The organism is Streptomyces sp. NPDC022552, from assembly GCF_055561875.1.
This window is the reverse complement of the sequence record NZ_JBVHGJ010000012.1, coordinates 34,130-56,229: the sequence shown is the minus strand read 5'-3', so window position 1 is coordinate 56,229 and position 22,100 is coordinate 34,130. Positions and strand designations below refer to the sequence as shown.

Below are 22,100 nucleotides of genomic sequence, written 5' to 3'. Positions count from 1 at the left end.
CCGGTCGTCGCCCTCGCGCAGCGGTTCCAGTCATGGCGGTGGGAAGGAAGACAGTCGCCGGCCGCGGCTGAGCATCCCATTCACGGAAGGAGAACCCTCATGGCCACGATTCCCGACCCGCACTTGGCGATGGTGCGCCCAGTGACGCCGCGTACGCCGGAGGGCTGCGAGGAGTGCCTCAGGGAGCATTCCCCGTGGGTGCACCTGCGCCTCTGCCTCACCTGCGGACACGTCGGCTGCTGCGACTCATCGCCCCTCAAGCACGCCAGGCGGCACGCGGGGAGCGACGGTCACCCCGTCGTGCAGTCCTTCCAGCCGGGAGAGGACTGGCGCTGGTGCTTCGTTCACGAGGCCCTGGTCTGATGAGCACGGCCGAGCACAACAATGGTGCGGTCCGCGAGACACCCGACCGGTACGGGGCGTTTCCGCGTCTGACACCGGAGCAGCTCCAGGACCTGACCGCGCACGGTGAACGCCGCAGGGTCGCCGAGGGTGAGGTGCTGTACCACGAGGGTGAGCCGTTCCGGGAGTTCCTCGCGATCCTCAGCGGCACCGTCGAGATCCTCCACGACCACGGTGGGCCCGAGGAGCGCACGGTGGCTGTGCAGGGGCCCGGCAGGTTCCTCGGTGAACTCGGGCTGCTGGAGGGCCAGGCGGCGTTCGACACCGCCGTGGTGCGACAGGCCGGCGAGATCCTGGCCGTGCCGGTGGAGCAGCAGCGCGCCTTGGTCGACCGCGACCCCGTCCTCGGCGACCTGATCCTCCGCGCCTACCTGGGCCGCAGGTACCTGCTCATCGGCCTCGGCGCCGGCTTCCGGATCCTGGGGTCGTGCTATTCACCGGACACGTTGCGGCTGCGTGAGTTCGCCGCCCGCAACCGGCTGCCCCACCGATGGGTGGATCTGGAGAAGGACAAGGAGGCTGATGCGCTGCTGCGTCGGTTCTCGATCCAACCTGAGGAGACCCCGGTGGTCCTCTGGAAGGGCGAGCGGGTGCTGCGCAATCCGAGCAACGCCGAACTCGCCCGGCTCATCGGGCTGCCCACCCCCGTCCCCTCGTCCGATACCGGACGGTGCGACGTGATGGTGGTCGGTGCGGGCCCCGCGGGACTCGCCGCCTCCGTGTACGGCGCTTCCGACGGCCTCACCACGGTCACCGTCGACGCGGTGGCCACCGGAGGCCAGGCCGCTACATCGTCCCGCATCGAGAACTACCTCGGCTTCCCGTCGGGCATCTCCGGGGGCGAGCTCATCGAACGCGCGGTGCTCCAGGCCCACAAGTTCGGTGCCCGCCTCATGGTGCCGGCCCAGGTCACGGGGCTCACCCCGCAGGACGACGGGTACGTCGTCACCTTCACAGACGGGTCCAGGGCGCGGGCGGGCGCCGTGGTGCTCGCCTCGGGCGTGTGGTACCGGAGGCTCGAAGTGCCCGGCCTCGACCGCCTGGAAGGCATCAGCGTCTACTACGCGGCGACGGTTCACGAGGCCAGTCTCTGCCAGGCGGATCCGGTGGCCGTGGTCGGCGGTGGGAACTCCGCCGGGCAGGCGGCGCTGTTCCTCGCCAACCACGCGTCCAGGGTCCACCTCCTCGTCCGGGGCGGTGATCTCAACGCGGACATGTCGCGCTACCTGGTGGACCAGGTGGAGCAGCACCCCAAGATCGAGGTGCTGCTCCACACCGAAGTCCGCGGCGTCTCCGGGGAGGAGAAGCTGCAGTCGTTGATCGTCGAGGACAACGCAAGCGGTGAGCGCCACGAGCTGCAGGCCGCGGCGCTGTTCGTGTTCATCGGGGCCCGGCCGCGCACGGAATGGCTCAGGGGCGTGCTGGCCCTGGACGAGAAGGGCTTCGTCCTCACCGGCGCCGACGCCCAGGCGGTGGCCGACGCGAATCGGTGGGCCTCGCTAGGCCGCGATCCGATGCTGCTGGAGACCACCCTTCCCGGGGTCTTCGCCGCCGGCGACGTCCGTAGCGGCTCGGTGAAACGAGTGACCTCGGCGACCGGTGAGGGTGCCATGGCGATCCGCCTCGTGCACGAGCACCGGGAAAGGAGGGGAAACCTGGTCGCCGCCGGCTCCGAGGGACATCAGCCGGTTGCGGGCGGGTCCGCGTCCTCGCGCTGACCCTGCCCTGCCAGGGCGGGGGAGAGGTACCAGCTGGCGGGCCGGTGCCCGCCGGGCCCGACGACTCCGGAGCGCCACCGAGTGCCACCGAGCGATCTCCGCACTCGGTCGGCCCCGCCGTTCGTGGTCGACGAGCAGCCCATGAAGGTGACCCGCAAGAACAGCGTGTCACCGCGGCTTCGACTCCGCCCCAGGGCATCCTGTGAACCCTTGCAATCGCGGAGGGGCAGCGGAGGAGGATGGTCCGGTCGTGCGGGTGTCGTCGCAGGACGTTACGGTCGTGGTCCTCCTGGCGGATCCGGACGCGCCCACGGACATCGCGCAGCGCGTGGCCCGGATACTTCCTGATCGGCTCGCCGAAAAAGCGGGCCGGGGACGACAGTTCGACGTCAAGGTGGTCAGTGAGCCATTCACCTCGGGGACCGAGGACCCGCCCACCTTGATGCGCCGGATCATGGACCGCGGACGCAAGGAGAACTGGGACATCGTCGTGGCCCTCACAGACCTTCCGCTGCACTCACACGGGCGCAAGGTCGCGGTGGATCTGAGCCACGAACACGGCTTGGCGCTGCTGTCACTTCCTTCCCTGGGGGGTTTGCGGCTGCAGACGAGGGCTCGGCGGGCCGTGGAAGAAGCCGTGCTCGGCTTGGCCGGTCCGCAGGCCACCGGGGCTGAAGGGCTTCCGCGGAGTCAGCCGCTCCTGGGCCCTTTTGCCGGTCGTCTCGCGCCTGTCCATCGGGGCCAGGTCGCTGACGAGGAGACTGCCGATCTCCGGTACGTCGTCAGCGGGCCGCGCGGCTACCTGCGGGTACTCGTCGGTATGGTCCGCGCCAACCGGCCTTGGCGCTTGGTGTCGGGCCTGTCGAAAGCCCTGGCGGCCGCACTCGCCACGGGGGCCATCGCCACCCTGGACTCCACCACCTGGAGCCTCTCCGGAGCCCTGAGCGCGCCACGCCTCGTGATCGCCATGGTCGGGTCCGTCGGGCTCATGATCGGCTGGCTCATCGTGGACGGGGAACTATGGCATCGATCGCCAGAGAGCTCGCCGGAGGCGAGGCAGAGGGCGCGGCTCTACAACACCTCGACGGTCCTCACCGTAGGAATCGGGGCGCTCGTCTGCTACGCGGGTTTGATGGTCATCAACTTGGTGTGGGCGCTGTTCATCCTCAACGACCGAGTGTTCGCTTCCACGACAGGAACCCCGCTGCACGCCACGGAGTACTTGACGTTGTCCTGGTTCGTCGCTTCGGTCGCCACGGTGGCCGGCGCGCTGGGATCAGGTTTGGAGAGCGACGAGGCGATCCGCGCAGCCGCCTACTCCACGCGCGAAAAGGAACGTCGCCACATGCTCCAAGGCGACCAGCTGGTGACCTGAGTCGGAGATGCGTCGGTGGTTGGTGGTCGTCCGGTTCCAAAGATATCGACGGTCGATCGGCGCCCCCGAGGACTCCAGCATCATGCTCAACGGACTCGGCGGCGTGGCCGGCGCGACCCGGTAGGGGGTCGGGCTAGGCTCCTGCCCGTGACGTGGCTGCGGGCCCTCCGGGAAGTCGTGCGATCCGGGCTCACGATCGAGGAGGCGCGACTGGAGCCCCTGCTCGCGCTGCGCACAGCAGTGGGGATGGCGATCATCATCGGGTCGGCGCTGTCGCTGGCCTCCCCAGCGTACGCCGCGTCCGCCGCCCTCGGTGCCTATTCCGCGGGCGCAGCCACTTTCCAGCGCACCTGGCGTCCACGCAAGGTGATCGCGCTCGGCGCGGGCGCCGGTCTGGCGCTCAGCACCTTCGTAGGCTATCTGGCAGCGGGGCGACTCGTGACGTTCCTCCCACTGCTGGCCGTATGGGCCTTTGTCGCGGGGATGGCGTGGGCCGTCGGATCGACCGCCGGGATCGTCGCAGCGACGACGGTCGGCAGCATGCTGGTGACCATCACCCTGCCCACGAGCGCCGGGCGAGCTCTGGAGCACGCCGGGGTCATCGCGCTCGGGGGCGTGGTGCAGGCCGCACTGATTCTGCTGTTCCCGATCCGCCGATGGGGGGCGCATCGTGACGCGCTCGCCGATGCCCTGGCCGCCGTGGCGGACTACGCCCGTCGGCTGCGGCACGACCCGACCGCCGCGTTCGACCCGGAGCCGTTGATGACGGCCCGGGACGCGGCTGCCGTGACGCCGTCACAGGCGCGCACCCGTCCCACCGTCCTCCACGGCCCCCGGGGACTCGCCGAGCGCATTCTGCCGGCCGTCGCGGCGCTCGCCGACCCGGACGTCGGCGCCCCGGCGGAGGGAGCCGGGCGGGACCGCGCGCGGGAGTTGCTCGGCGCGGCCGCCAACGTGTTGGATGCGGCCGCCCGTTCGATCCGCCGTGGCACTCCGGCAGAGGTACCGCCCGGAAGCGCGGACGTCCTGCGCGTCGACCAGGAGCACGAGGTACTAGAGGGTCCCGCGCGGCAGGCCGCCGAGCGGCTCGTGAAACTTCTCGGCGAGGCGCTCGAGATCGCTGGGAGCGGCAGCACGCGTGGGACGAAGCCCATCCCGCACGGCACTGCGGGCGCCCAGTTCCTGGTGCGCCCGACGATGCTGCGGCTGGTCCCGGTTGTCGTGCGGGCGGTCCGCCGGGAGCTCCGCCGGGACTCGCCCGTGTTCCGGCACGCCGTCCGCCTGGCGGCGGTAGCCATGCTCGGATATCTCATCGCCACCCGGCTGCCCCTGGGCCACGGCTACTGGGCGCCCATCGCCGCGGTGATGGTGATGCGGCCGGACTTCCACCAGACGTACGCGCGAGCGGTCGCCCGTCTCGCCGGGACCCTGGCGGGGGTCGCGCTCGCCACCGGGATGGCGCGGGCCCTGGGCCCGGACGCCCAACTGTTCGGCGTGCTGGCAGTGGTCTCGGCAGGTCTGTCCTACACGCTGATCCGTACCGGCTACGCCTACTCGCAGTGCTTCACTGCCGCGTATGTCGTCTTCCTGCTCGCCATGGGCGGCCAGGCATGGGAGCAGACGGTCCCGGAGCGGGTGGTGCTCACTCTGCTGGGCGGGGCCCTGGCAATGCTGGCGTACGTGGTGTTTCCCGCGTGGGAGACCCCTCGGCTGCCGGGCCGGCTTGCGGACTGGCTCGCCGCGAACGGCCGCTACGCGGCCGCAGTGCTCCGCAGCTACGCCGAACCAACCAAGGAGCATCGCGCCGACATGCGCCGGGCCCAACTGGCGAGCAGGGAAGCACGAGCCGCCTGGCACGAGGCATACGACCAGGCAAAACAGGAACCGGTTCCCCCCAGGGGTCTTACCTCGCGCGAGGCGGAGGAGGCGCAGGAGGCGCTCAAGGGGTTCGACAGGGCGGCGATGCTCATGGAGAGCCTCGTCCCGCGAACCGGCAGCCCGTTCGCCCCCGAGGCGGAGCGGCTCGCCGAGGCCCTGGAAGCGGACACCGCGCAGGCTGCGGTCGACATGCGCGAGCACAGGAATCCGGACTGGGGGCGCGTGGAGGAGGCGCTCCGCGAGTGGCCGGACGCCGCTGTGGACCGTAGCCCCGTGGTGCGGCGCGGTGCGGAACTGCAGAAGCAGGCCTTGGAGGACCTCGCGACGGCCGTGAGCCGTACACCCCTGGAACGGGACATCGGCTCTGCTCGCGAGCAGCGGCGGGCGCGAGCGGCCTTGGCAGCGGAAGGTGACGAATCAGCACACGCGCACCGGGGTGGGTGACGGCTCCGGCGACGGTCAGTGTCGCGCCTTCTGGGGCGCAGAGGCCGCCCGTAGCGCCCATGGTGCACGTAAGCCACATTGATCTTGAGTCCGTTTTGCGATCCACGTGCGGCTGACCTGTGGTTTTTCTGTGACCTGTCCTGGCTCTGCGGCTCATCGGCGCGGCGTGGCCGTGTCGAGGAGCAGCTTCGCTGCCACCGCCGCGCCGTCGGTGCGGACCGTGCCGGCGACGGCCTTCGCCCGGCTGCCGGTCTCCGGGGCCAGGGCTGTCCGGAGCGCGGCCGACAGGGACTCGACGGTCGGAACCGGGCCGTCGTGGGCCACGCCGATGCCGAGATCGGCCACCCGGGCGGCCCAGTACGGCTGGTCCGCCAGCTGGGGTACCACCACCTGCGGTGCGCCGGCCCGGGCGGCCGTCGTCGTCGTACCCGCACCGCCGTGGTGCACGACGGCAGCCACGCGTCCGAACAGCTGCTGATGGTTGACCTCGCCGACGGCGAAGCAGTCGTCCCGGTCGTCGATGAGGCCCAGTTCCGCCCAGCCACGCCCGACGAGGACCCGGCGGCCCTTCGAGCGGACCGCCTCGATGGCAACCCGGGCCGCCTCCTCACCCGCGCGTACGGCCATGCTGCCGAAGCCCACGTACACGGGCGGCGCGCCCGCGTTCAGGAACGTCTCCAGGTCGGCGGGCAGCGGGCGTTCGTCGGGCAGCACCCATGCGCCGGTCTGTACGACGTCGAGGTCCGGCGTCTCCAGCCACGGGTCCAGCGCGGGGTCCGTCGCCAGCCACGGCCGGTCGCCGAAGCCGTAGTCGCGGACGTTGTCCACCGGGGGCAGGCCGATCGACGCCCGGTTGGTGTTCAGCGCCTCACCGAACAGTGCGTCGATGCTCCGGGCGTCCAGTTCCCACAGTGCCCGGTTGTCGGTCACTTCCGGCGGGAAGGGCCGCCCGGGGTATGCCAGCGGCGGGCGTCGGGGCGACGGCAGGGTCAGCTGCTGGAAGATCGCGGACACGTAGCGGATGCCCAGCTTCTCGGCCACCGACCGCGCACCGGCGATGGCCGGCATCGCCCCGGTCGCCAGCAGCACGTCGCACCCCTCTGCCGCCGCGGGCATCACCTTCAGCTGACTGGCGATCAGGTCTGCCGCGCGCTGGGGCAGATTGCCCTTCGACGGCGGCGGAGCCGCGGTCGTCAGTGCTCGTGCCGACTGTCCGACACCCACCACGGACACGCCGACCCCGGCCAGCCGTTCCGCGAAGTCCTCGTCCGGCGGCGCGCACACCCGCACCTCCGCGCCGAGCTCCCGCAACCGCACCGCGAGCCCCACCAGCGGTTCGACGTCCCCGCGCGACCCATATGTCGACAACAGCGCACGCACGTTGTGATTCTCCTGTCTCTGTTGCTTCTGTTGCTTCTTCAGCTGTGTCTGTTGAACTACCTGGCCCAGGGCAGTTCCCGGGTGCCCTCCGTGCCGGGAACGGAGGCGACCCCGTCGGCGGGCATCGAGACGTGGGCCTCGGCCCGTTCCGGGGCGTGGATCCGGCGGAGGCTGCCCGACGGCAGGATCAGGGTCTGGCCGGCCGCGACCTTCTCCGTACGGCCGAGGCAGGTCACCTCCAGCGCGCCCGCGGTGACCGTCCAGACCTGCTCACGGCTGATGGAGTGCTCGGGGCCGGTGGCGCCGGCGTCCATCGTGACCGTCCAGGTGCTGAGTTCGGTGCTGCCGCGGCTGGGGGCCGCCAGACCTGCCATGGTGGCGTTCGGGGAGATGGTGACGTGGTCGGTGGAGGGCGTGATCACGAGCATGGCGGCGCTCTCGTCGTCGGCCGGGTCGCCGTCGGCGGTGGCCGCCCATTCGACGAGCTGGACGACGACACCGTTCGGGTCGGTCATCTGGAACAGCCGCTCGCCCCACGGCTCTTCGCGCAGCGGCATGGTGATGGGGGCGCCCGCCGCGCGCAGCCGGGCCTCCTCCGCCGCGAGGTCGGTGACGGTGAGCGCCAGGATCAGACCGGCCGCCCGCTGGTCGCGCTGCTCGGGCGGGAGGACGTCCGTACCTCCGCGGAGGAGGACGACGTCGACGGCTGCGTCCCCGCGTGTGAGGGACACGAAGCCGTCGTCGGCCATGGCCACCTCGTAGCCGAGGTGGGTGCACAGGAACGCGCGCGAGGCGTCCACGTCGGCGACGGTCAGGGAGAGGGTGGAGGCGGTGACGTTCATGACAGCACCTTCGCGAAGTGAGTGAGGGCGAACCCGGAGTCGAAGGTCCGCGTGGCGACCGGGGTGAACCTCGTCGGAGTGAAGGGCCCGTCGAACAGGGGGATGCCGGATCCGATGAGGATCGGGTGGCGCTTGATGACCAGTTCGTCGATCTCGTCGCGCAGGACGGCCGCCAGCTTGCCACCGCCGCACAGCCAGATGTCCATGCCCTCCTGCCCCTTGAGCTCACGGACGAGCGCGACCGGGTCGTCGACGACCGTCACCGCCGGGTCGGGGCTGACGAGCGTGCGGGAGACGACGTACTGCGTCAGGTGGGCGTACGGGCTGGTGAGCCCGGCCTTCAGGCCCGGGTCGTAGGTCGCGCGGCCCATGATCACCGTGTCGAACCGCTGGGCGGCCCGGTCGGCGACGCCGAACGGCTCACGTGCGGGCGTGGGCATGGTCTCGGGGAAGTCCGCCAGGATGGCCGCGGCTTCCTCGCCCTCGAAGGGGAGGAAGTCGTACTGGCCCTCGGGACCCGCGATGTAGCCGTCGAGGGTCGCGGATATGTAGTAGATCAGCTTGCGCACGTCTTCTCGCTTCTTCGTGTGGGAGGTGCGGTGGAGGCGGTACGGATCAGGTCGCGGGCACGTCGAGCTGGAACTCGCGCGTGCGCCGGTAGGAGCGATACCCCAGTCGGTGGTTGACCGCCAGCATGTGGACGTTGTCGTCGGCGTTGTCCGTCTCGATCTCGACGACGCCGGGGTACTCGGCGCGCAGCCGGCGCACCATGGCGGCCTTGACCCACAACCCCAGCCCGTGGCCCCGGTGCGCGGGCACGACCGCCGTGTCGTACTGCTGGGCGCGCGGCGCCGAGCCCTGGGGGAGCAGGATCTCGGTGTAGCCGGCCATCGTGCCGTCGTCGTGGACGGCGGCGACGGTCAGCAGCGTGTCCCCGCGGTCGGCGACCACCGCGGCCATGGCGCGGACGCGGTCCGCGTCCCACGCCACACTGCCGTAGTCCAGGTCTCCGACGGGCATGTCGTTCATCGCGTTCTTGGCCGCGGCGAAGGCGGTGGCGAGGTCGTCGGGAACCGTTCCGGTCCAGCCGGTCAGCCGGTAGCCGGGGTGCGCGGCATCGGCGACCTGGAGCAGTTCGGCCTGGTCCGTCCCGTCGAGGCGCAGCGTGAGATGACTCAGCGTCAGCGCTCGGCGGAATCCCCACCGCTCGCTGAAGGCTTCGCCCGGACCGTCGGCCGCGGCCGTGGCGATCAGGCTGCGCCGGTTTTCGGTGCGGCAGGCCGCCACGACCGCCGACAGCAGGAGGGAGCCGGTTCCCAGGCGGCGGTGTGCGGGGTCGACGTGGAGTTCCAGTTCGGCCAGGTGCTCCTGGCCCGGGGAGGTGAACACCCGCAGGCCGGCGACTCCGACGGGGACGCCGGCCGCGCCGGTGGCCAGCCAGTTCAGCCGGTGGCTGCCCAGAGCGGGCCCGGTGAGCTGGGCGTGGATCTGTCCGGGGTCGGGGGCCGGTACTCCGGGCAGGTCATGCGCCGTCGAGGCCGCGACGACCTGATGCCACGCGGCGGCTTCGGCGGCCGAGACGTGCTGGAGCGGGTGGACGTGTACCGATGTGGTCAAGGTGATGTCTTTCGTCGTCGAGGTGTTCGTACTTCGGGATGGTGCGAGGGTGCGCTCTCGTCGGCCGAGGCGCCGCGACGGAGGGGGCCGGGTAACCCGGTTCGGACGACCCGGCTCCGACCGGGTCATCGCGTTCGCGTTCCTTCAGTCGGTGTGGCGTACGAGCGGCCAGTCGATGTCGACCCGGGCTGCCGTGGCGAGGTAGTTGGTGAACACGTTGAGTGCGACATGGGCGACGACCTCGACGATCTGTCCGTCGGACAGACCGGCGCGCCGGGCCGCGGCCAGTTGCTCGTCGGCAAGGGTTCCGCGGTCACGGACCATCACGGCGGCCAGCTCCAGGACTGCGGCGGCCCACGGGTCGTCGGCCTCGCCCCGCCGCGCGCGGGTGGCCTCGGCCGCACTCAGCCCGGCCACTTTCGTCCCGCGGAACGCATGCACGGAGAGGCAGTAGTCGGACCTGTTCTCCTGTGCCATCAGCAACGCGATGCGCTCGCGTACGTCCGTCGACAGGGTTCCCTCCGCGTTCAAGGTGGTGACGAGGCCCACGTACCCCTTCAGCACGGCCGGGCTGTTGGCCATCACCCTGGCCAGGTTGGGGACGACCCCGAGGGCCCGGTGCGTGGCGGTGAACAGAGCTGCGGCTTCACCGGTCGTGACCTCCGGTTCAACGGTGTGGAGTCCTTGCATGCCGGTAACCATGCAGGTTGATCTTGATACATTCCCGATGCTTCCTCGATGCACGCGCTGGTGACCTCTGGAGTGACGGCATGCGGTTCAAGATCCTCGGCTCGGTGGAGGCCGTGGCTCCGGGTTCGGATGCCCCCGGCCTGGCACCCCGTCACCGCGCGGTGCTCGCCTATCTGTTGCTGAATGCCGGGGTCGCGATCAGTACGGATCGCCTGATCGACGCGATGTGGGGGCCGCTGCCGCCGGATTCCGCCCGCGCGCAGATCCAGACCACGATCGCCGCGATCCGCCGCATGCTGCGCGCATCGGAAGCCGACGGGATGCTGGCCACGCGGCCGGCCGGGTACGTGATCAGCCCCGAGCCGGGACAACTCGATCTGGACGAGTTCACCAGCCTGACCGCCAAGGCACCGGCCGTCTCCGACGACCCGGGAGACACCGCGGACCAGATACGTGCGGGGCTGGCGCTGTGGCGGGGAGAGCCGCTGGCCGGCATCACCGCCCATTACGTCCAGAGCGCCAGAGCACGGCTGAACGGGCAGCTGCTGACCGCCGTCGAGCGGCTGGCCGAGCTGGAACTGGCCCGGGGGCGGCACGACGACCTCATCGACGAACTGTCCGTCCACGCGGCGTCCAACCCCCTGCGGGAACGGCTCTGCTGCCAGCTGATGCTCGCCCTGCACCGTGCCGGACGCCAGACCGACGCGTTGCACGTGGCGAGGACCTTCCGGGAGACCCTGGCCGACCAGCAGGGCCTGGACCCCGGCCACGCGTTCAGCAAGCTCGAACAGGACATCCTTCGGGACGCCCCCGATCTGCGGCCGCCGGTCACCGCGCCCGCGAAGCCGCAGGGGATCAACTTCCTGCCCTACGACGTCCCGGACTTCACCGGACGCGAGGACGAGCTCGACGGGCTGATCCGCATGTGGTCGGGCAACAACGGCGGTGTCGTGACGATTTCGGCGATCGACGGGATGGCCGGGGTCGGCAAGACGACGCTCGCGGTCCACGCGGGTCACCGTCTCGCGGACCACTTCCCGGACGGACAGCTCTTCATCGACCTGCAGGCACACACCGCCGGCCAGGCGCCGCTCGACGCCGGTGCCGCGCTCGAGGTCCTCCTGGGCCAACTCGGCGTACCCGCACAACAGATACCCGCGTCGGCCGCCGACCGCGCAGCGCTGTGGCGGTCCGAACTCTCCGGCCGCCGCGTGCTGGCCGTGCTGGACAACGCCCTCGGCGCCGAACAGGTGCGCCCGTTGCTGCCCGGAGCCTCCCGCGCCCTCGTCCTGATCACCAGCCGCCGACGGCTGACCGACCTGGACGGGGCACACGCCCTGTCCCTGGACGTGCTGCCCGCCGCGGAGGCCGTGGAGTTGTTCACGGCGATCGTCGGCGAACGCGCGGCCGCCGAACCCCTGGCGGTCCTCGATGTCCTGCAGTTGTGCGGATTCCTGCCACTGGCCGTCCGCATCGCCGCCGCCCGTCTGCACCATCGCCCCCGCTGGACCGTCGCCTACCTGGCCGACCGGCTCCGCGACCAGCGCCGCAGACTCTCCGAGCTGGCCACGTCGGAGCGAGGAGTGGCAGCGGCGTTCACCCTGTCCTACGAGCAGCTGACCGAGGCTCAGCAACGCATGTTCCGGCTCCTGGGGCTCCAGCCGGGCCGTGACATCAGCCCCGAGGCGGCGTCCGCGCTGGCCGACCTCTCGCTGGACGATGCCGAGACGCTCCTGGAAGACCTCCTGGACGCCCACGTCCTGACCCAGCACCAGCTCGGCCGCTACACCTTCCACGACCTGCTGCGCGAACACGCGCTCGCCACCGCGGCCTCCCAGGAACCCCCCAACGCCCGGCGCGAGGCCCTCGGCCGGCTGTTCCACCACTATCTCCACACGGCGAGCACGGCCATCGACCACCTCTACCCCGAGGGAAAGAACCGCAGGCCACGCATTCCCGCGCCGGACGCCCAGGCCTGGCCCCCGCAGGACGAGGCCGAGGCGATCACCTGGCTGGACAGCGAACGCGCGAACCTCATGGCGACCGCCCAGTACGCGGCCGAGCACGACTGGCTTCCGCACACCAGCCAACTGGGCGCCACCTTGCACCGCTACCTGCTGGGCCACGCCCACCAGGCCGACGCGCTGGCCCTCAACGGCCTGGCACTGCGAGCCGCCCGCCGGAGCGGCGACACAGCAGCCGAAGCCCGCGCGCTCATCGACCGCGGCCAGGTGCACTTCTGGTGGCACGGCGCCTACGAGCAGGCGGCCGAGCACTACCGGAACGCCCTGGACCTGGCGCGCGGGATCGGCGACCAGAACGCAGCGGCCGGCGCGTTGCAGGCCCTCGGCGCCGTCTCCAGGCGGCGGCGGGAGTACGACCAGGCTCACGACCACAGCGCGCAGGCCCTCGCGCTCTTCCGCGAGCTCGGCGACCGCGCCGGCGCGGCCAGGTGCCTGACCGACCTCGGCATCGTCCACGAACGCCAAGGACGGTACGAGGACGCCCACGAGCACCATCGGCAAGCGCTGCACGTGCACCGCGAGACGGGATCCCGTATCGGCCAGACCGTCGTGCTGAACAACATCGGGCTGGTCTACCAACAGCAGGGCCGCTACGACGAGGCCCGGCACCATCATCAGCAAGCCCTGGAGCTGAGCCGCAGATTCGACTTCCCCGGAGACGAGGCCGAGTCGCTCAACGCCCTCGCGGAAGCCGCCCGGTCCATGGGTGACCTCGCCCGGGCCGCGGCCGAGCACGACACCGCGCTGACCCTCGCCCGCGAGTTCAGCTACCGCCCCGAGCAGGCCCGCGCCCACGACGGCCTGGCGCACGTCCACCGCGACCTCGGCCGCATCGACCTCGCCCACGACCACGCCCGACAGGCCCTCGACCTCTACACCGCCCTCGCCGTCCCCGAGGCCGACGAGATCCGCGCCTTTCTCACCGGGCTGCCGTCGGCCCCGAACGAGCCCGAGCAGCCGGGGATTTCCCCCGCCGACCGGCCGTCGTGAACGCCGTCGCCCGGCATGACTTCTGGACTATTCCGATTCCGACTCCGCCTACGAGAGGCTGCCTCCGCCGCTGATGTCGCACGTCTCGGTCGCCTTGGCAGTCGCGAATTCCGGAGCCGGCCATGGAGGCCGCCTGAGCCCGGGTTCGTCCGGGGCGTCCAGCGCTCCGCGGGGGGTCGGGCCGGTCAGCGGACCAGGACTGGCCTGGTGCGGGGGGTGGGGGTGGGCTCCTCGTGGAGGATCACGCGGAGCGTGTCCTTGAGGCGGCGGGAGGGCTCGATGCCCAGGTGGTCCGTGAGTTGGCGGCGGGCGCTGTGGTAGGTCTCCAGCGCTTCTGCGCGGCGGCCCACGTGGTAGAGGGAGAGCATCAGCATCTCGGTGATCTTCTCGCGCCAGGGGTGGACCACGCTGATCGCGCGTAGCTCGCCTATGGCCTCCTCCGTGCGGCCGCAGTGGAGTTTCAGCTCCAGGCGGGTCTCCTGGGCGGTGAGGTACTCCTCCTCCAGCTGGACGGCCATGCTGTGGCAGAGGGGGCTGTTGCCGACGTCCTGGAGGGGTTTGCCGCGCCAGAGGGCGAGGGCCGAGTCCAGGAGGTCGACCGCGCGGCCCGGGTCCGTGTCGGCGACGCGTCTCGCCTCCGTGGTGCGACACCGGAAGGTGTGCATGTCGACGGCGCTCGGGTCGACCTTCAGGACGTAGCCGGCCGAGTGCGTGACCACGGGCGGGGTGTCGTCGGAGGAGGCGGAGAGCCGGCTGAGGGTGCGGCGGAGGCGGGACACCTGGGCCTGGAGGGCGTTGTGGGCCGTGTGCGGCGGATCGTCGCCCCACAGTTCGTTGTAGAGCTGCTCGTTGGTGAGGAGCCGTCCGTCCGCCAGGAGCAGGGAGGCGAGGAGGATGCGCTGCCGGTGACCGGCGACAGGGGTCAACTCGTTGTTCGTGACGATTCCGACCGGTCCGAGGATGGTGAATCTCATGGGGGAAGCCTCACACGGCACCGGGAGCCGGCACTTGAGACGCGTCTGATGCCCCTCTGGGCTTTCGCTGGAGTCGAGATCCAGCCAAAGCGATCACGTTGCCGTTCACGGCCGATTGGTGACCGGATCACTACTGGAATTTTGTCGTCCCTGCCAGCATCGAGGTGCTTACTGGTCGGGGGGGAGTTGGCTTAGTGGAGATCAAGTTGCTGGGGACGTTGGCCGCGCATCTGGGTGGTACGGCGTGGACACCCAGCGCTGCCAAACACCGTCAGGTGCTGGCCCTGCTGGCACTGAGGGCCGGGCACACGGTGCCGATGTGGGAGCTGATCGACGAACTCTGGGGCGACAGCCCACCGCGCAGCGCCCAGGCGACGTTGCAGACGTACATGATGCAGTTGCGGCGTGCGATCACCGCCGCCGGTGTGAAGAGCGGAACGGAGTGCCGCGTCAAGGAGATCCTCGCGACCACGCACGGTGGGTACGTCCTCAACATCGGTCCCGGGTACGTGGACGCGCTGGAGCACGAGAGCCTGGCCGCGGCCGGCCTTGCGGCGGCACGCCGCGGAGACCACCCGCGCGCCTCCGAACTACTCAACCAGGCCATCTCCCTGTGGCGGGGCAACGCCCTCTCGGATGTCGCCCAGGGCCCGCCGCTCAGGGTCGAGACGCTGCGGCTCGAGGAGTCGTGCCTCAGCGTCCTGGAGACCTGCGTCGCCGTCGACCTGGCCTCCGGGCACACCGCCGAAGTCCTGAGCAGGCTGACGGAGCTGACTGCCCGCTATCCGATGCACGAGCGGTTCCATCTTCAGCTGATGGTCACGCAGTACCAGGTCGGGCGGATCTGGCAGGCCCTGGAGACCTACCGCCGGCTGCACACCCGGCTCGTGACCGAGCTCGGGCTCGAGCCGTCCGAGGCCGTTCGTGACGCGCACCAGCGGATGCTCCGCCGGGACCCCACCCTCACGCTCGACGTGGCCGGAAACGGGGGCGCGGTCGTGCGGGGAGAGTCGCCGTTCGGCCAATTGCGCAGCGCTTGAACCTCCGCCTCGCGTTGAAACGGACCGGTGAACCCCACCGGTCCGTTTCTCCGTTCCGCCCGCCGGCGGCGACCGCTCTTCGGTCGGTCAGCGCACGGTCAGTGGCGTGTGACCGGCCTCGCCTAGCGTGCCGCGCGCGGCGGAACCTCCCGTCGCGCGAGGGACCCAGGAGGTGCCGGATGCCCGTCGGCCGCATGCTCGCCCCGCAGGGTCCGCACGGTCCGCACGCCACGCCCTTCGTAGGTACGGTGGGTTCGGACGGGACGGCCCTGCTCCTGGTGGCCCACGGCAGCCGCGACCCCCGCCACTCGGCGACCCTGCGCACGCTCGCCGACGGCGTCCGGTCCCTCGCCGGCCCGCGGACCGGGATCGCGTTCCTGGAGTTCGACCGGCCGGGAATCGCCGAGGCGTTGGGCGACAGCGTCGCCGCCGGCGCCGATCGGGTCGTCGTCGTCCCCCTTCTCCTCTCCCGCGCCTACCACGCGACGACGGACCTCCCCGCGGCCCTGGCCGGGGACTGGGCCGTGCCCGTGCGCAGGACCGAGGTCCTCGGCGGATCGCCTCTGCTCGTAGCCGCGCTCGAACGGAGGCTTCTCGAAGCCGGGTCGGACCCCGCCGACCGGGAATCGACCGGCGTCGTCGTCGCCGCGACCGGGTCGAGGGACGCCGACGCCCGCGGGTCCGTCGCCGTCGTCGCCGGAGCGCTGCGGCGGGCCGGCTGGCGCGACGCCCTCCCCGCGTACGTCACCGGTCCCGGGCAGCGTCCCGGCGACGCCGTACGGGAACTGCGCGCCCGGCGGGTGCGGCGGGTGGCCGTCGCGCCGTACGTCCTCGCGCCGGGCCTGCTTCCCGACCGGATCGCCGCCGAGGCGGCGGCCGCCGGGGCGGACGTCCTGTCCGCGCCGCTGGGCGCCGCTCCGGAGCTCGTACGGCTCGTCGTCGAGCGGGGGGTGGGGGCGCCCGCCGGGTGAGGTGCGCTCGTCCGTCCGCCTCCTTGCCCGTTGTCGCGCGCGTTCCCGGTCCGAGGAATTCAGTCACCTGTCGACGAGGTTTTGTCGACGGGGCATCCCGCTCCGCGGCGCGAGCTGTGACCGCCCGCCCAGGACGAGTTTTCGCTCGCATTCTGTCGGGTCTTCTTCGACTCCCGGAGCGAAGGTCTGGTGAGGGATTCCTTGCCTCTCGGATACCTGGACGTCACGCAGTCGAAATCATATGTGCCGCAGTACAGCCGAATTGATGAGACGGGGGCCGCGCCGAGGGTGCATCGCGCCCCGACGAGTGATTCGGATCTCCGCTGAGAGAGATTAATGGGGCATGGAATTCGATTGGCCCTTTCCTCATCATACGAAAGCGCCCGGACGGCGCGCTGAGCTGCTTCTGACGCGCCGCTGACATTCCGAAAGAGCTTCGGACCAGGCTCGTTGGGGTCGCCGAAGCCGTTTCCGCCGACTCGCCCGCGTACGGAGGGGTGGGCCGTGGGGGTGCGCGGGGCGGAATCCCGGTGTCGTTCCTGGTCGGCCCGGCTGTGCCGCTCCGCTGCCCTCTCCGGGCCGGCCGCAGTCGGTGCTTCCGAAATGGGAAGTCGTTTACCAAGGGGCGTGTTGCACAATCGGTGACGCTCTCCCTAGGCTTTCGAACTGCGAGCGGAGGCCTGACCGCTCATTGTTCTCTCACGTACACCTGTGCACCCCGGAAGCCTGATTCAGTGGCGTCCGGGGTGGCAGGTGCGTGCAGGTTCTAGAAAGGAACAGGTAATGGTCAAGGTCACGGCCGGCGAGGTTCAGGAATGGCTTGTGCAGAAGATCGCGGACCGGCTCGGTGAAGACCCGTCGAGCATTTCTCCCGGACAGTATTTCGACGAGCTCGACCTCGACAGCACCGAGGCGCTCGTCATCGCCGGCGAGATGGAGAACTGGCTCGGGTTCGAGCTGGGCACCACGGCGCTGTGGTACCACCCGACCATCGAGGCCCTGTCGGCACACATCGCCGAGGAGAGTGCTCAGCGTGGCGCCGCGGCCTAGCAGAGCGGCCGCCGCACAGGTGCTGGTACGTCACCGGGCGACCCCGCCCGGTGGCCGTACCGTCTACGCCCTTCACCCCGGTGCCCTGCCGGTCGCGACCTGGGCCAACCTGGCCGGAGCGCTGCCGCAGGACACGGGGTTCGTGGTGCTCGACGTCGGCGCCGTCCCCGCGTACGTGGAGGCGGCGCTGGATCCCGGCGCGTCCGACCTGACCGTCGGCCGCCTGGTCGACATCCTGATCGACGCCTACCGCGCGGACATCGGCACCACAGCCGCCGGTGCGGCCGGCGGTGCGGAAGCGGCGGCCGGCGGTGCGGGCCCGGCGGGGGACGGTGGAGCGGAAGCAGCGGGCGGCCCGGCCGGGCCCGTCACCTTCGTCGGCTGGTCCTTCGGCGGGGTCCTGGCACACGGGATGACGGAGCGGCTGAAGCCCGAGGAGAGGCCGGACGGCATCGTGCTGCTCGACAGCATCGCGCCGACGGAGACGTACACCTACGCGGAGGACGACTTCGTCGACCCCAGGATCGTCCTGCGCTGGTTCGCGATGTTCCTCGGCGCCAAGCGCGGCACGGACGTTCCCTTCCGTACCCCGTCCGTCCCCCCGGCCGCGACGTCGTCCGAGGTTCCGTCCTCGACCGTCGGCGCCGACCATGTCCTCGCCGGACTGGAGCAGCTGCTCCAGGACGCCGTGGCGTGCGGCGCGCTGCCCGAGGGAACGCCGGTCCAGAGCATCCGGAAGCTCTTCGACGCCTACACGGCGGGGCTCCTGCGCAACAACCGGCTGACCTCGCCTTACCGTCCGCTGCCCGCCACCGTGCCCCTCACCCAGATCAAGGCGCAGCACAGCCTCATCCCCTCTGACCCGACCCTCGGTTGGGCCGAACTGGCCGATCGCACGGTGGAGGCGCACTCCGTGCCCGGCGACCACTACACCATGCTGATCCGCCCGGACGCCTCGCGGGCCATCGCCGGTCTGATCCCGGACGCCCGGCCTCCACAGCTCGTCACCACCCGGAGGGACACGCAGTGAACGAATTCCAGGAACGGATGCTCGACCGCAGACTGGCCCGGGACCCCATCGCCATCGTCGGCCTGTCCGGGCTCTTCCCGAAGTCGCAGAACGTACGGGAGTTCTGGGCCAACGTCGTGGCCGCGGCCGACTGCACCACCGACGTGCCCGCCGGGCACTGGGACGTCGACGAGTTCTACGACCCCGACCCCTCGGCCCCCGACAAGACGTACGCCAAGCGCGGTGGCTTCATCCCCGACGTACCCTTCAACCCCCTCGAGTTCGGCCTCCCGCCGAACACGCTCGAAGTGACCGACGTGCTCCAGCTGTTGAGCCTCACGGTCACCCGCGACCTCCTCAAGGACGCCGGAGCCGACCAGGGCTGGTACGACCCGAAGCGCACCGGCGTGGTCCTCGGCATCACCGGCGCCAACCAGCTGACCCAGCCGCTCACCGCCCGCCTCCAGAGCCCCGTGCTCAAGGAGGTGGTCAGAAGCTGCGGGCTCTCCGAGCGCGACGCCGAGGAGGTCGCCGCCAAGTTCCGTATGGCGTACGCCCCGTGGGAGGAGAACTCCTTCCCCGGCATGCTCGGCAACGTCGTCGCCGGCCGCATCGCCAACCGGTTCGACCTCGGCGGCATCAACATGACGATCGACGCCGCCTGCGCCAGCTCGCTCGGCGCGGTCCGCACGGCCGTCAGCGAGCTTCTCGAGGGGCGCGCCGACACCATGCTGACCGGCGGCTGCGACGCCGAGAACACCATCTTCATGTACCTCTGCTTCAGCAAGACGCCCGCGCTCTCCAAGTCCGGGCGGATCCGCCCGTTCGACAGCGAGGCCGACGGAACGCTGATCGGTGAGGGCATCGGCATGCTGGCCCTGCGCCGCCTCGCCGACGCCGAACGCGACGGCAACCAGGTGTACGCCGTCCTCCGCGGTCTCGGCACCTCCAGCGACGGACGCTTCAAGTCCATCTACGCCCCCCGCAAGGAGGGCCAGATGGAGGCGCTGCGCCGCGCCTACCAGGACGCCGACGCGGCCCCCGACAGCATCGAGCTGTTCGAGGCGCACGGCACCGGTACGGCCGTCGGCGACGCGACCGAGCTGAGCGCGCTCACCGAGGTGGTCGCCAAGGACGGCGGTGAGCGGGGCTACGCCGCCATCGGCAGCGTCAAGTCCCAGATCGGCCACACCAAGGCGGCGGCCGGGGCGGCCTCGATGATCAAGCTCGCCTTCGCGCTGCACCACAAGGTCCTGCCGCCCACCATCAACGTGGACCGGCCCAACGCCGCCTTCGGTACGGACAGCCCGTTCTACGTCAACACCAGGACCCGGCCCTGGATCCGCGACCCGAAGCGCCCGCAGCGCCGGGCGGCGCTCTCCGCGTTCGGCTTCGGCGGCACCAACTTCCACGCCGTGCTCCAGGAGCACGGCGACGGCGACGACCTGGCGGTCCGCTTCCCGGTCGCCCGCGTCCACCTCTGGCACGCCGCGGGACCCGAGGCCCTCGCGGAGGCCCTCGCCGCGAAGACCCCGCCCACCGGCGGACCCGTCCCCGCGGCCCATGCCCGGGTGGCCTTCGTGGCCCGCGACGAGGCCGAGGCCGACGCGCTGCGCGACATCGCGGTCGTTGAACTGCGCGCCCGTACGGACCGCGACGCGTGGTCCCACCCCAAGGGGGTCCACTACCGGCGGTCCGCCGGCGACACGGGCAGGGTGGCCGCGCTCTTCGCCGGACAGGGCAGCCAGTACGTCGACCCGGGCCTGAGCGCCGTCCTCGCGCTGCCCCCGCTGCGCTCCTCCTTCGACCGTGCCAACCAGCACTTCCGTGAGGACACCCCGCTCTCCAGGGTGGCGTTCCCGCCGCCGCTCGTCGACGACGAGGGCCGGGCAGCCCAGGAGGCCGCCCTGCGGGCCACCGCCTACGCCCAGCCGGCCATCGGCGCCCTCTCCGCCGGCCACTTCCGGTACCTCACCGAACTCGGCTTCGAGGCCGAGGGATTCCTCGGCCACAGCTTCGGCGAACTCACCGCGCTGTACGCGGCCGGAGCGTACGACGAGGACACCCTCCACCAGCTGGCCCGCGCCCGCGGCCGGGCCATGTCGCCCGCCTCCGGGCAGGCCGCCGAGGACACCGGCGCCATGGCCGCCGTCCTCGCCCCCGAGGAGCGCGTCGCCGAACTCCTCGCGGAGCGCGAGGGCCTGCGCGTCTGCAACCGCAACGCACCCGACCAGATCGTGATCGGCGGCGCGACCGCCGAGGTCGACCGCCTGGTCGAGGCCGCGGGCCTCGCCGGGGTGCGGGCCCGGCGGCTGCCGGTCTCCGCGGCCTTCCACACCCCCTTCGTCGCCCATGCCGTGGACGACTTCCGGGCCGTCGTCGACACCGTCGACATCGGCGTGCCGCGCGGGCGGGTCTACGCGAACAGCCCCGGCGCCGTCTACGGCACGGATCCCGCCGGCAACCGTCGTGTCCTCGCCGAACAGCTCATCAACCCGGTGGAGTTCGCGACGCGCGTCGAGGAGATGTACGCCGACGGGTTCCGGGTCTTCGTCGAGTTCGGCCCCCAGTCCGTCCTCACGGGGCTGGTCGGCCGCATTCTGGGCGACCGCCCGCACAGCGCGATCGCCCTCGACGGGGGGCCGGGCAAGGACGCCGACCTCACCCTGAAGCAGTCCGTGGCGCGGCTCGCGGTGCTCGGTCTCCCGGTCGCCGTCACCGACCGGTATGCCGCCGCCGTGGAGGAGCCCGTCCCCACCAAGGGCATGTCGCTGATGCTGAACGGCATCAACTACGTGTCCCCGGAGCGCCGGGCCGCGTACCAGGACGCCCTGTCCAACGGCTACCGGGTGCCCGCGGCGCTCGCACCGGCCGTGGCCGCCGCGCCGGCTTCGGCCGTCGTGCCGGTGGCCGCCGCGCCCGCCGTCGTACCTGCGGCGCGCGGAGCGGAGCAGGCGGTCGTACGCACGGAACTCCCGGCTCCGAGCCTCCCGCAGGCCGCCCCCGTACGGGCCACGGAGCAGCCCCTCCCCGAACCGACCCGGGCCGTCCCGACGGTCACCGGTACCGCAGCGGGGGACGTCCGGATCCCTCTGGACACCCAACCCCCTGCTCAGGAGAACGAGCACATGCCCAGTGATCGCTTCACCGAACTCCTCTCGGATCACCTCTCCCTCCACGACGAGTACCTCAACGGTCAGCTGCAGAGCGTCGAGCGCCTCACCCACATCCTGGAACGGGCAGCCGATCAGGGGCAGCTGGACCAGGTCATGCCGGGTGTGAGCTCCGTCAAGGAGCACGGCCTCGCGATCGGGCGCACCCACGCGCACGCCAACGACGTGCTGCGACAGCTGGCCCAGCTGGAGATGGGCGGTGCCGCCACCGCGGCCCCCGCGCGCTCCGCCCCCGCGCCGTCCGTTCCCGCGCCGAGGCCCGCCGTCCAGGCGCCGGCGCTGCCGGAGCCCCCGGTCGTCCCGGCGCTGCCCCCGGGCTGGACCCCGCCCGTACCGGTCGGGGCTCCGGCCCCGGAGGCCGCCCCGGCCCCGGAGGCCGCCCCGGCCCAGGAGCCCGTTTCCGCTCCTGAGCCTGCCCCTGCTGCTGCGTCTGCTGGTGTGGACGTGGAGACGGTGCGGTCGGTGTTGTTGGAGGTGGTGGCGCAGAAGACGGGTTATCCGGCGGAGATGCTGGAGCTCGACA

16 protein-coding genes are annotated in these 22,100 nt (G+C 71.4%); 10 read left to right on the top strand and 6 right to left on the bottom strand.

Translation table 11 applies throughout. The features are described 5' to 3' along the window. Positions 1-99: 99 nt before the first annotated feature. The 4 genes from ACZ3OF_RS27160 (at position 100) to ACZ3OF_RS27145 (ending at position 5,817) form a co-directional block, all read left to right on the top strand. Positions 100-363 carry a UBP-type zinc finger domain-containing protein gene (locus ACZ3OF_RS27160; RefSeq protein WP_391801213.1) on the top strand — a complete coding sequence of 88 codons (264 nt, stop codon included), beginning with the start codon at positions 100-102 and terminating at the stop codon, positions 361-363. Next, positions 363-2,120, top strand: a complete 1,758-nt coding sequence (locus tag ACZ3OF_RS27155) for an FAD-dependent oxidoreductase (protein ID WP_467307309.1) — start codon at positions 363-365, stop codon at positions 2,118-2,120. Before ACZ3OF_RS27160 ends, ACZ3OF_RS27155 begins: the two co-directional genes overlap by 1 nt. 256 nt (positions 2,121-2,376) lie before the next feature. Next, positions 2,377-3,495 carry a hypothetical protein gene (locus tag ACZ3OF_RS27150; RefSeq protein WP_467307307.1) on the top strand — a complete coding sequence of 373 codons (1,119 nt, stop codon included), beginning with the start codon at positions 2,377-2,379 and terminating at the stop codon, positions 3,493-3,495. Positions 3,496-3,642: 147 nt separating this feature from the next. After that, the gene (locus ACZ3OF_RS27145; protein WP_467307305.1) at positions 3,643-5,817 is read left to right on the top strand and encodes an FUSC family protein; all 2,175 of its coding nucleotides are present in this window, start codon (positions 3,643-3,645) and stop codon (positions 5,815-5,817) included. 153 nt (positions 5,818-5,970) lie between these two features. Here the strand turns inward: ACZ3OF_RS27145 and ACZ3OF_RS27140 are convergent, their stop codons facing one another. The 5 genes from ACZ3OF_RS27140 to ACZ3OF_RS27120 all read right to left on the bottom strand — a co-directional run bounded on the left by ACZ3OF_RS27140 (position 5,971) and on the right by ACZ3OF_RS27120 (position 10,346). Next, positions 5,971-7,197 carry a glycosyltransferase gene (locus ACZ3OF_RS27140; RefSeq protein ID WP_361679480.1) on the bottom strand — a complete coding sequence of 409 codons (1,227 nt, stop codon included), beginning with the start codon at positions 7,195-7,197 and terminating at the stop codon, positions 5,971-5,973. Positions 7,198-7,253: 56 nt separating this feature from the next. Next, positions 7,254-8,039: a VOC family protein gene (locus ACZ3OF_RS27135; RefSeq protein WP_467307303.1), complete on the bottom strand. Its 786-nt coding sequence runs from the start codon at positions 8,037-8,039 to the stop codon at positions 7,254-7,256. Further along, positions 8,036-8,608: a dihydrofolate reductase family protein gene (locus ACZ3OF_RS27130; RefSeq protein WP_361679474.1), complete on the bottom strand. Its 573-nt coding sequence runs from the start codon at positions 8,606-8,608 to the stop codon at positions 8,036-8,038. The genes ACZ3OF_RS27135 and ACZ3OF_RS27130 overlap by 4 nt, the downstream gene beginning before the upstream one ends. Positions 8,609-8,654: 46 nt before the next feature. Then, positions 8,655-9,656, bottom strand: a complete 1,002-nt coding sequence (locus ACZ3OF_RS27125) for a GNAT family N-acetyltransferase (protein ID WP_467307301.1) — start codon at positions 9,654-9,656, stop codon at positions 8,655-8,657. Positions 9,657-9,800: 144 nt separating this feature from the next. Beyond that, entirely contained in the window at positions 9,801-10,346 is a 546-nt protein-coding gene (locus ACZ3OF_RS27120; protein ID WP_361679468.1) for a carboxymuconolactone decarboxylase family protein, read from the bottom strand. An 80-nt stretch (positions 10,347-10,426) separates the two neighbouring features. Between ACZ3OF_RS27120 and ACZ3OF_RS27115 the strand changes: the two genes are divergently transcribed. After that, positions 10,427-13,360, top strand: coding sequence for an AfsR/SARP family transcriptional regulator (locus ACZ3OF_RS27115; protein WP_467307300.1), 2,934 nt, complete (start codon positions 10,427-10,429; stop codon positions 13,358-13,360). A 185-nt stretch (positions 13,361-13,545) separates the two neighbouring features. On the opposite strand, the gene ACZ3OF_RS27110 is transcribed toward ACZ3OF_RS27115, so the two are convergent. Next, positions 13,546-14,334, bottom strand: coding sequence for an AfsR/SARP family transcriptional regulator (locus ACZ3OF_RS27110; RefSeq protein ID WP_361679462.1), 789 nt, complete (start codon positions 14,332-14,334; stop codon positions 13,546-13,548). A gap of 194 nt (positions 14,335-14,528) precedes the next feature. On the opposite strand from ACZ3OF_RS27110, the gene ACZ3OF_RS27105 reads away from it, so the two are divergent. From ACZ3OF_RS27105 to ACZ3OF_RS27085, 5 genes are all read left to right on the top strand, one after another. Then, the gene (locus ACZ3OF_RS27105; RefSeq protein WP_361679459.1) at positions 14,529-15,374 is read left to right on the top strand and encodes an AfsR/SARP family transcriptional regulator; all 846 of its coding nucleotides are present in this window, start codon (positions 14,529-14,531) and stop codon (positions 15,372-15,374) included. A gap of 179 nt (positions 15,375-15,553) precedes the next feature. Continuing rightward, the gene (locus tag ACZ3OF_RS27100) at positions 15,554-16,345 is read left to right on the top strand and encodes a sirohydrochlorin chelatase (RefSeq protein WP_467307297.1); all 792 of its coding nucleotides are present in this window, start codon (positions 15,554-15,556) and stop codon (positions 16,343-16,345) included. 783 nt (positions 16,346-17,128) lie between these two features. Beyond that, on the top strand, positions 17,129-17,395 hold the full coding sequence (locus ACZ3OF_RS27095) for an acyl carrier protein (RefSeq protein ID WP_071369419.1): 267 nt from the start codon (positions 17,129-17,131) through the stop codon (positions 17,393-17,395). After that, on the top strand, positions 17,379-18,425 hold the full coding sequence (locus ACZ3OF_RS27090) for a thioesterase domain-containing protein (RefSeq protein ID WP_361679453.1): 1,047 nt from the start codon (positions 17,379-17,381) through the stop codon (positions 18,423-18,425). The genes ACZ3OF_RS27095 and ACZ3OF_RS27090 overlap by 17 nt, the downstream gene beginning before the upstream one ends. After that, the coding region (locus tag ACZ3OF_RS27085; protein ID WP_467307294.1) for a beta-ketoacyl synthase N-terminal-like domain-containing protein at positions 18,422-22,100 on the top strand (3,679 nt) is incomplete at its 3' end. The genes ACZ3OF_RS27090 and ACZ3OF_RS27085, both read left to right, overlap by 4 nt.

Coding starts and splice junctions, on each gene's coding strand:
- ACZ3OF_RS27160 (WP_391801213.1), top strand. CDS start 100: ATGGCCACGATTCCCGACCCGCACTTGGCGATGGTGCGCCCAGTGACG.
- ACZ3OF_RS27095 (WP_071369419.1), top strand. CDS start 17,129: ATGGTCAAGGTCACGGCCGGCGAGGTTCAGGAATGGCTTGTGCAGAAG.
- ACZ3OF_RS27100 (WP_467307297.1), top strand. CDS start 15,554: ATGCCCGTCGGCCGCATGCTCGCCCCGCAGGGTCCGCACGGTCCGCAC.
- ACZ3OF_RS27110 (WP_361679462.1), bottom strand. CDS start 14,334: ATGAGATTCACCATCCTCGGACCGGTCGGAATCGTCACGAACAACGAG.
- ACZ3OF_RS27135 (WP_467307303.1), bottom strand. CDS start 8,039: ATGAACGTCACCGCCTCCACCCTCTCCCTGACCGTCGCCGACGTGGAC.
- ACZ3OF_RS27155 (WP_467307309.1), top strand. CDS start 363: ATGAGCACGGCCGAGCACAACAATGGTGCGGTCCGCGAGACACCCGAC.
- ACZ3OF_RS27115 (WP_467307300.1), top strand. CDS start 10,427: ATGCGGTTCAAGATCCTCGGCTCGGTGGAGGCCGTGGCTCCGGGTTCG.
- ACZ3OF_RS27120 (WP_361679468.1), bottom strand. CDS start 10,346: ATGCAAGGACTCCACACCGTTGAACCGGAGGTCACGACCGGTGAAGCC.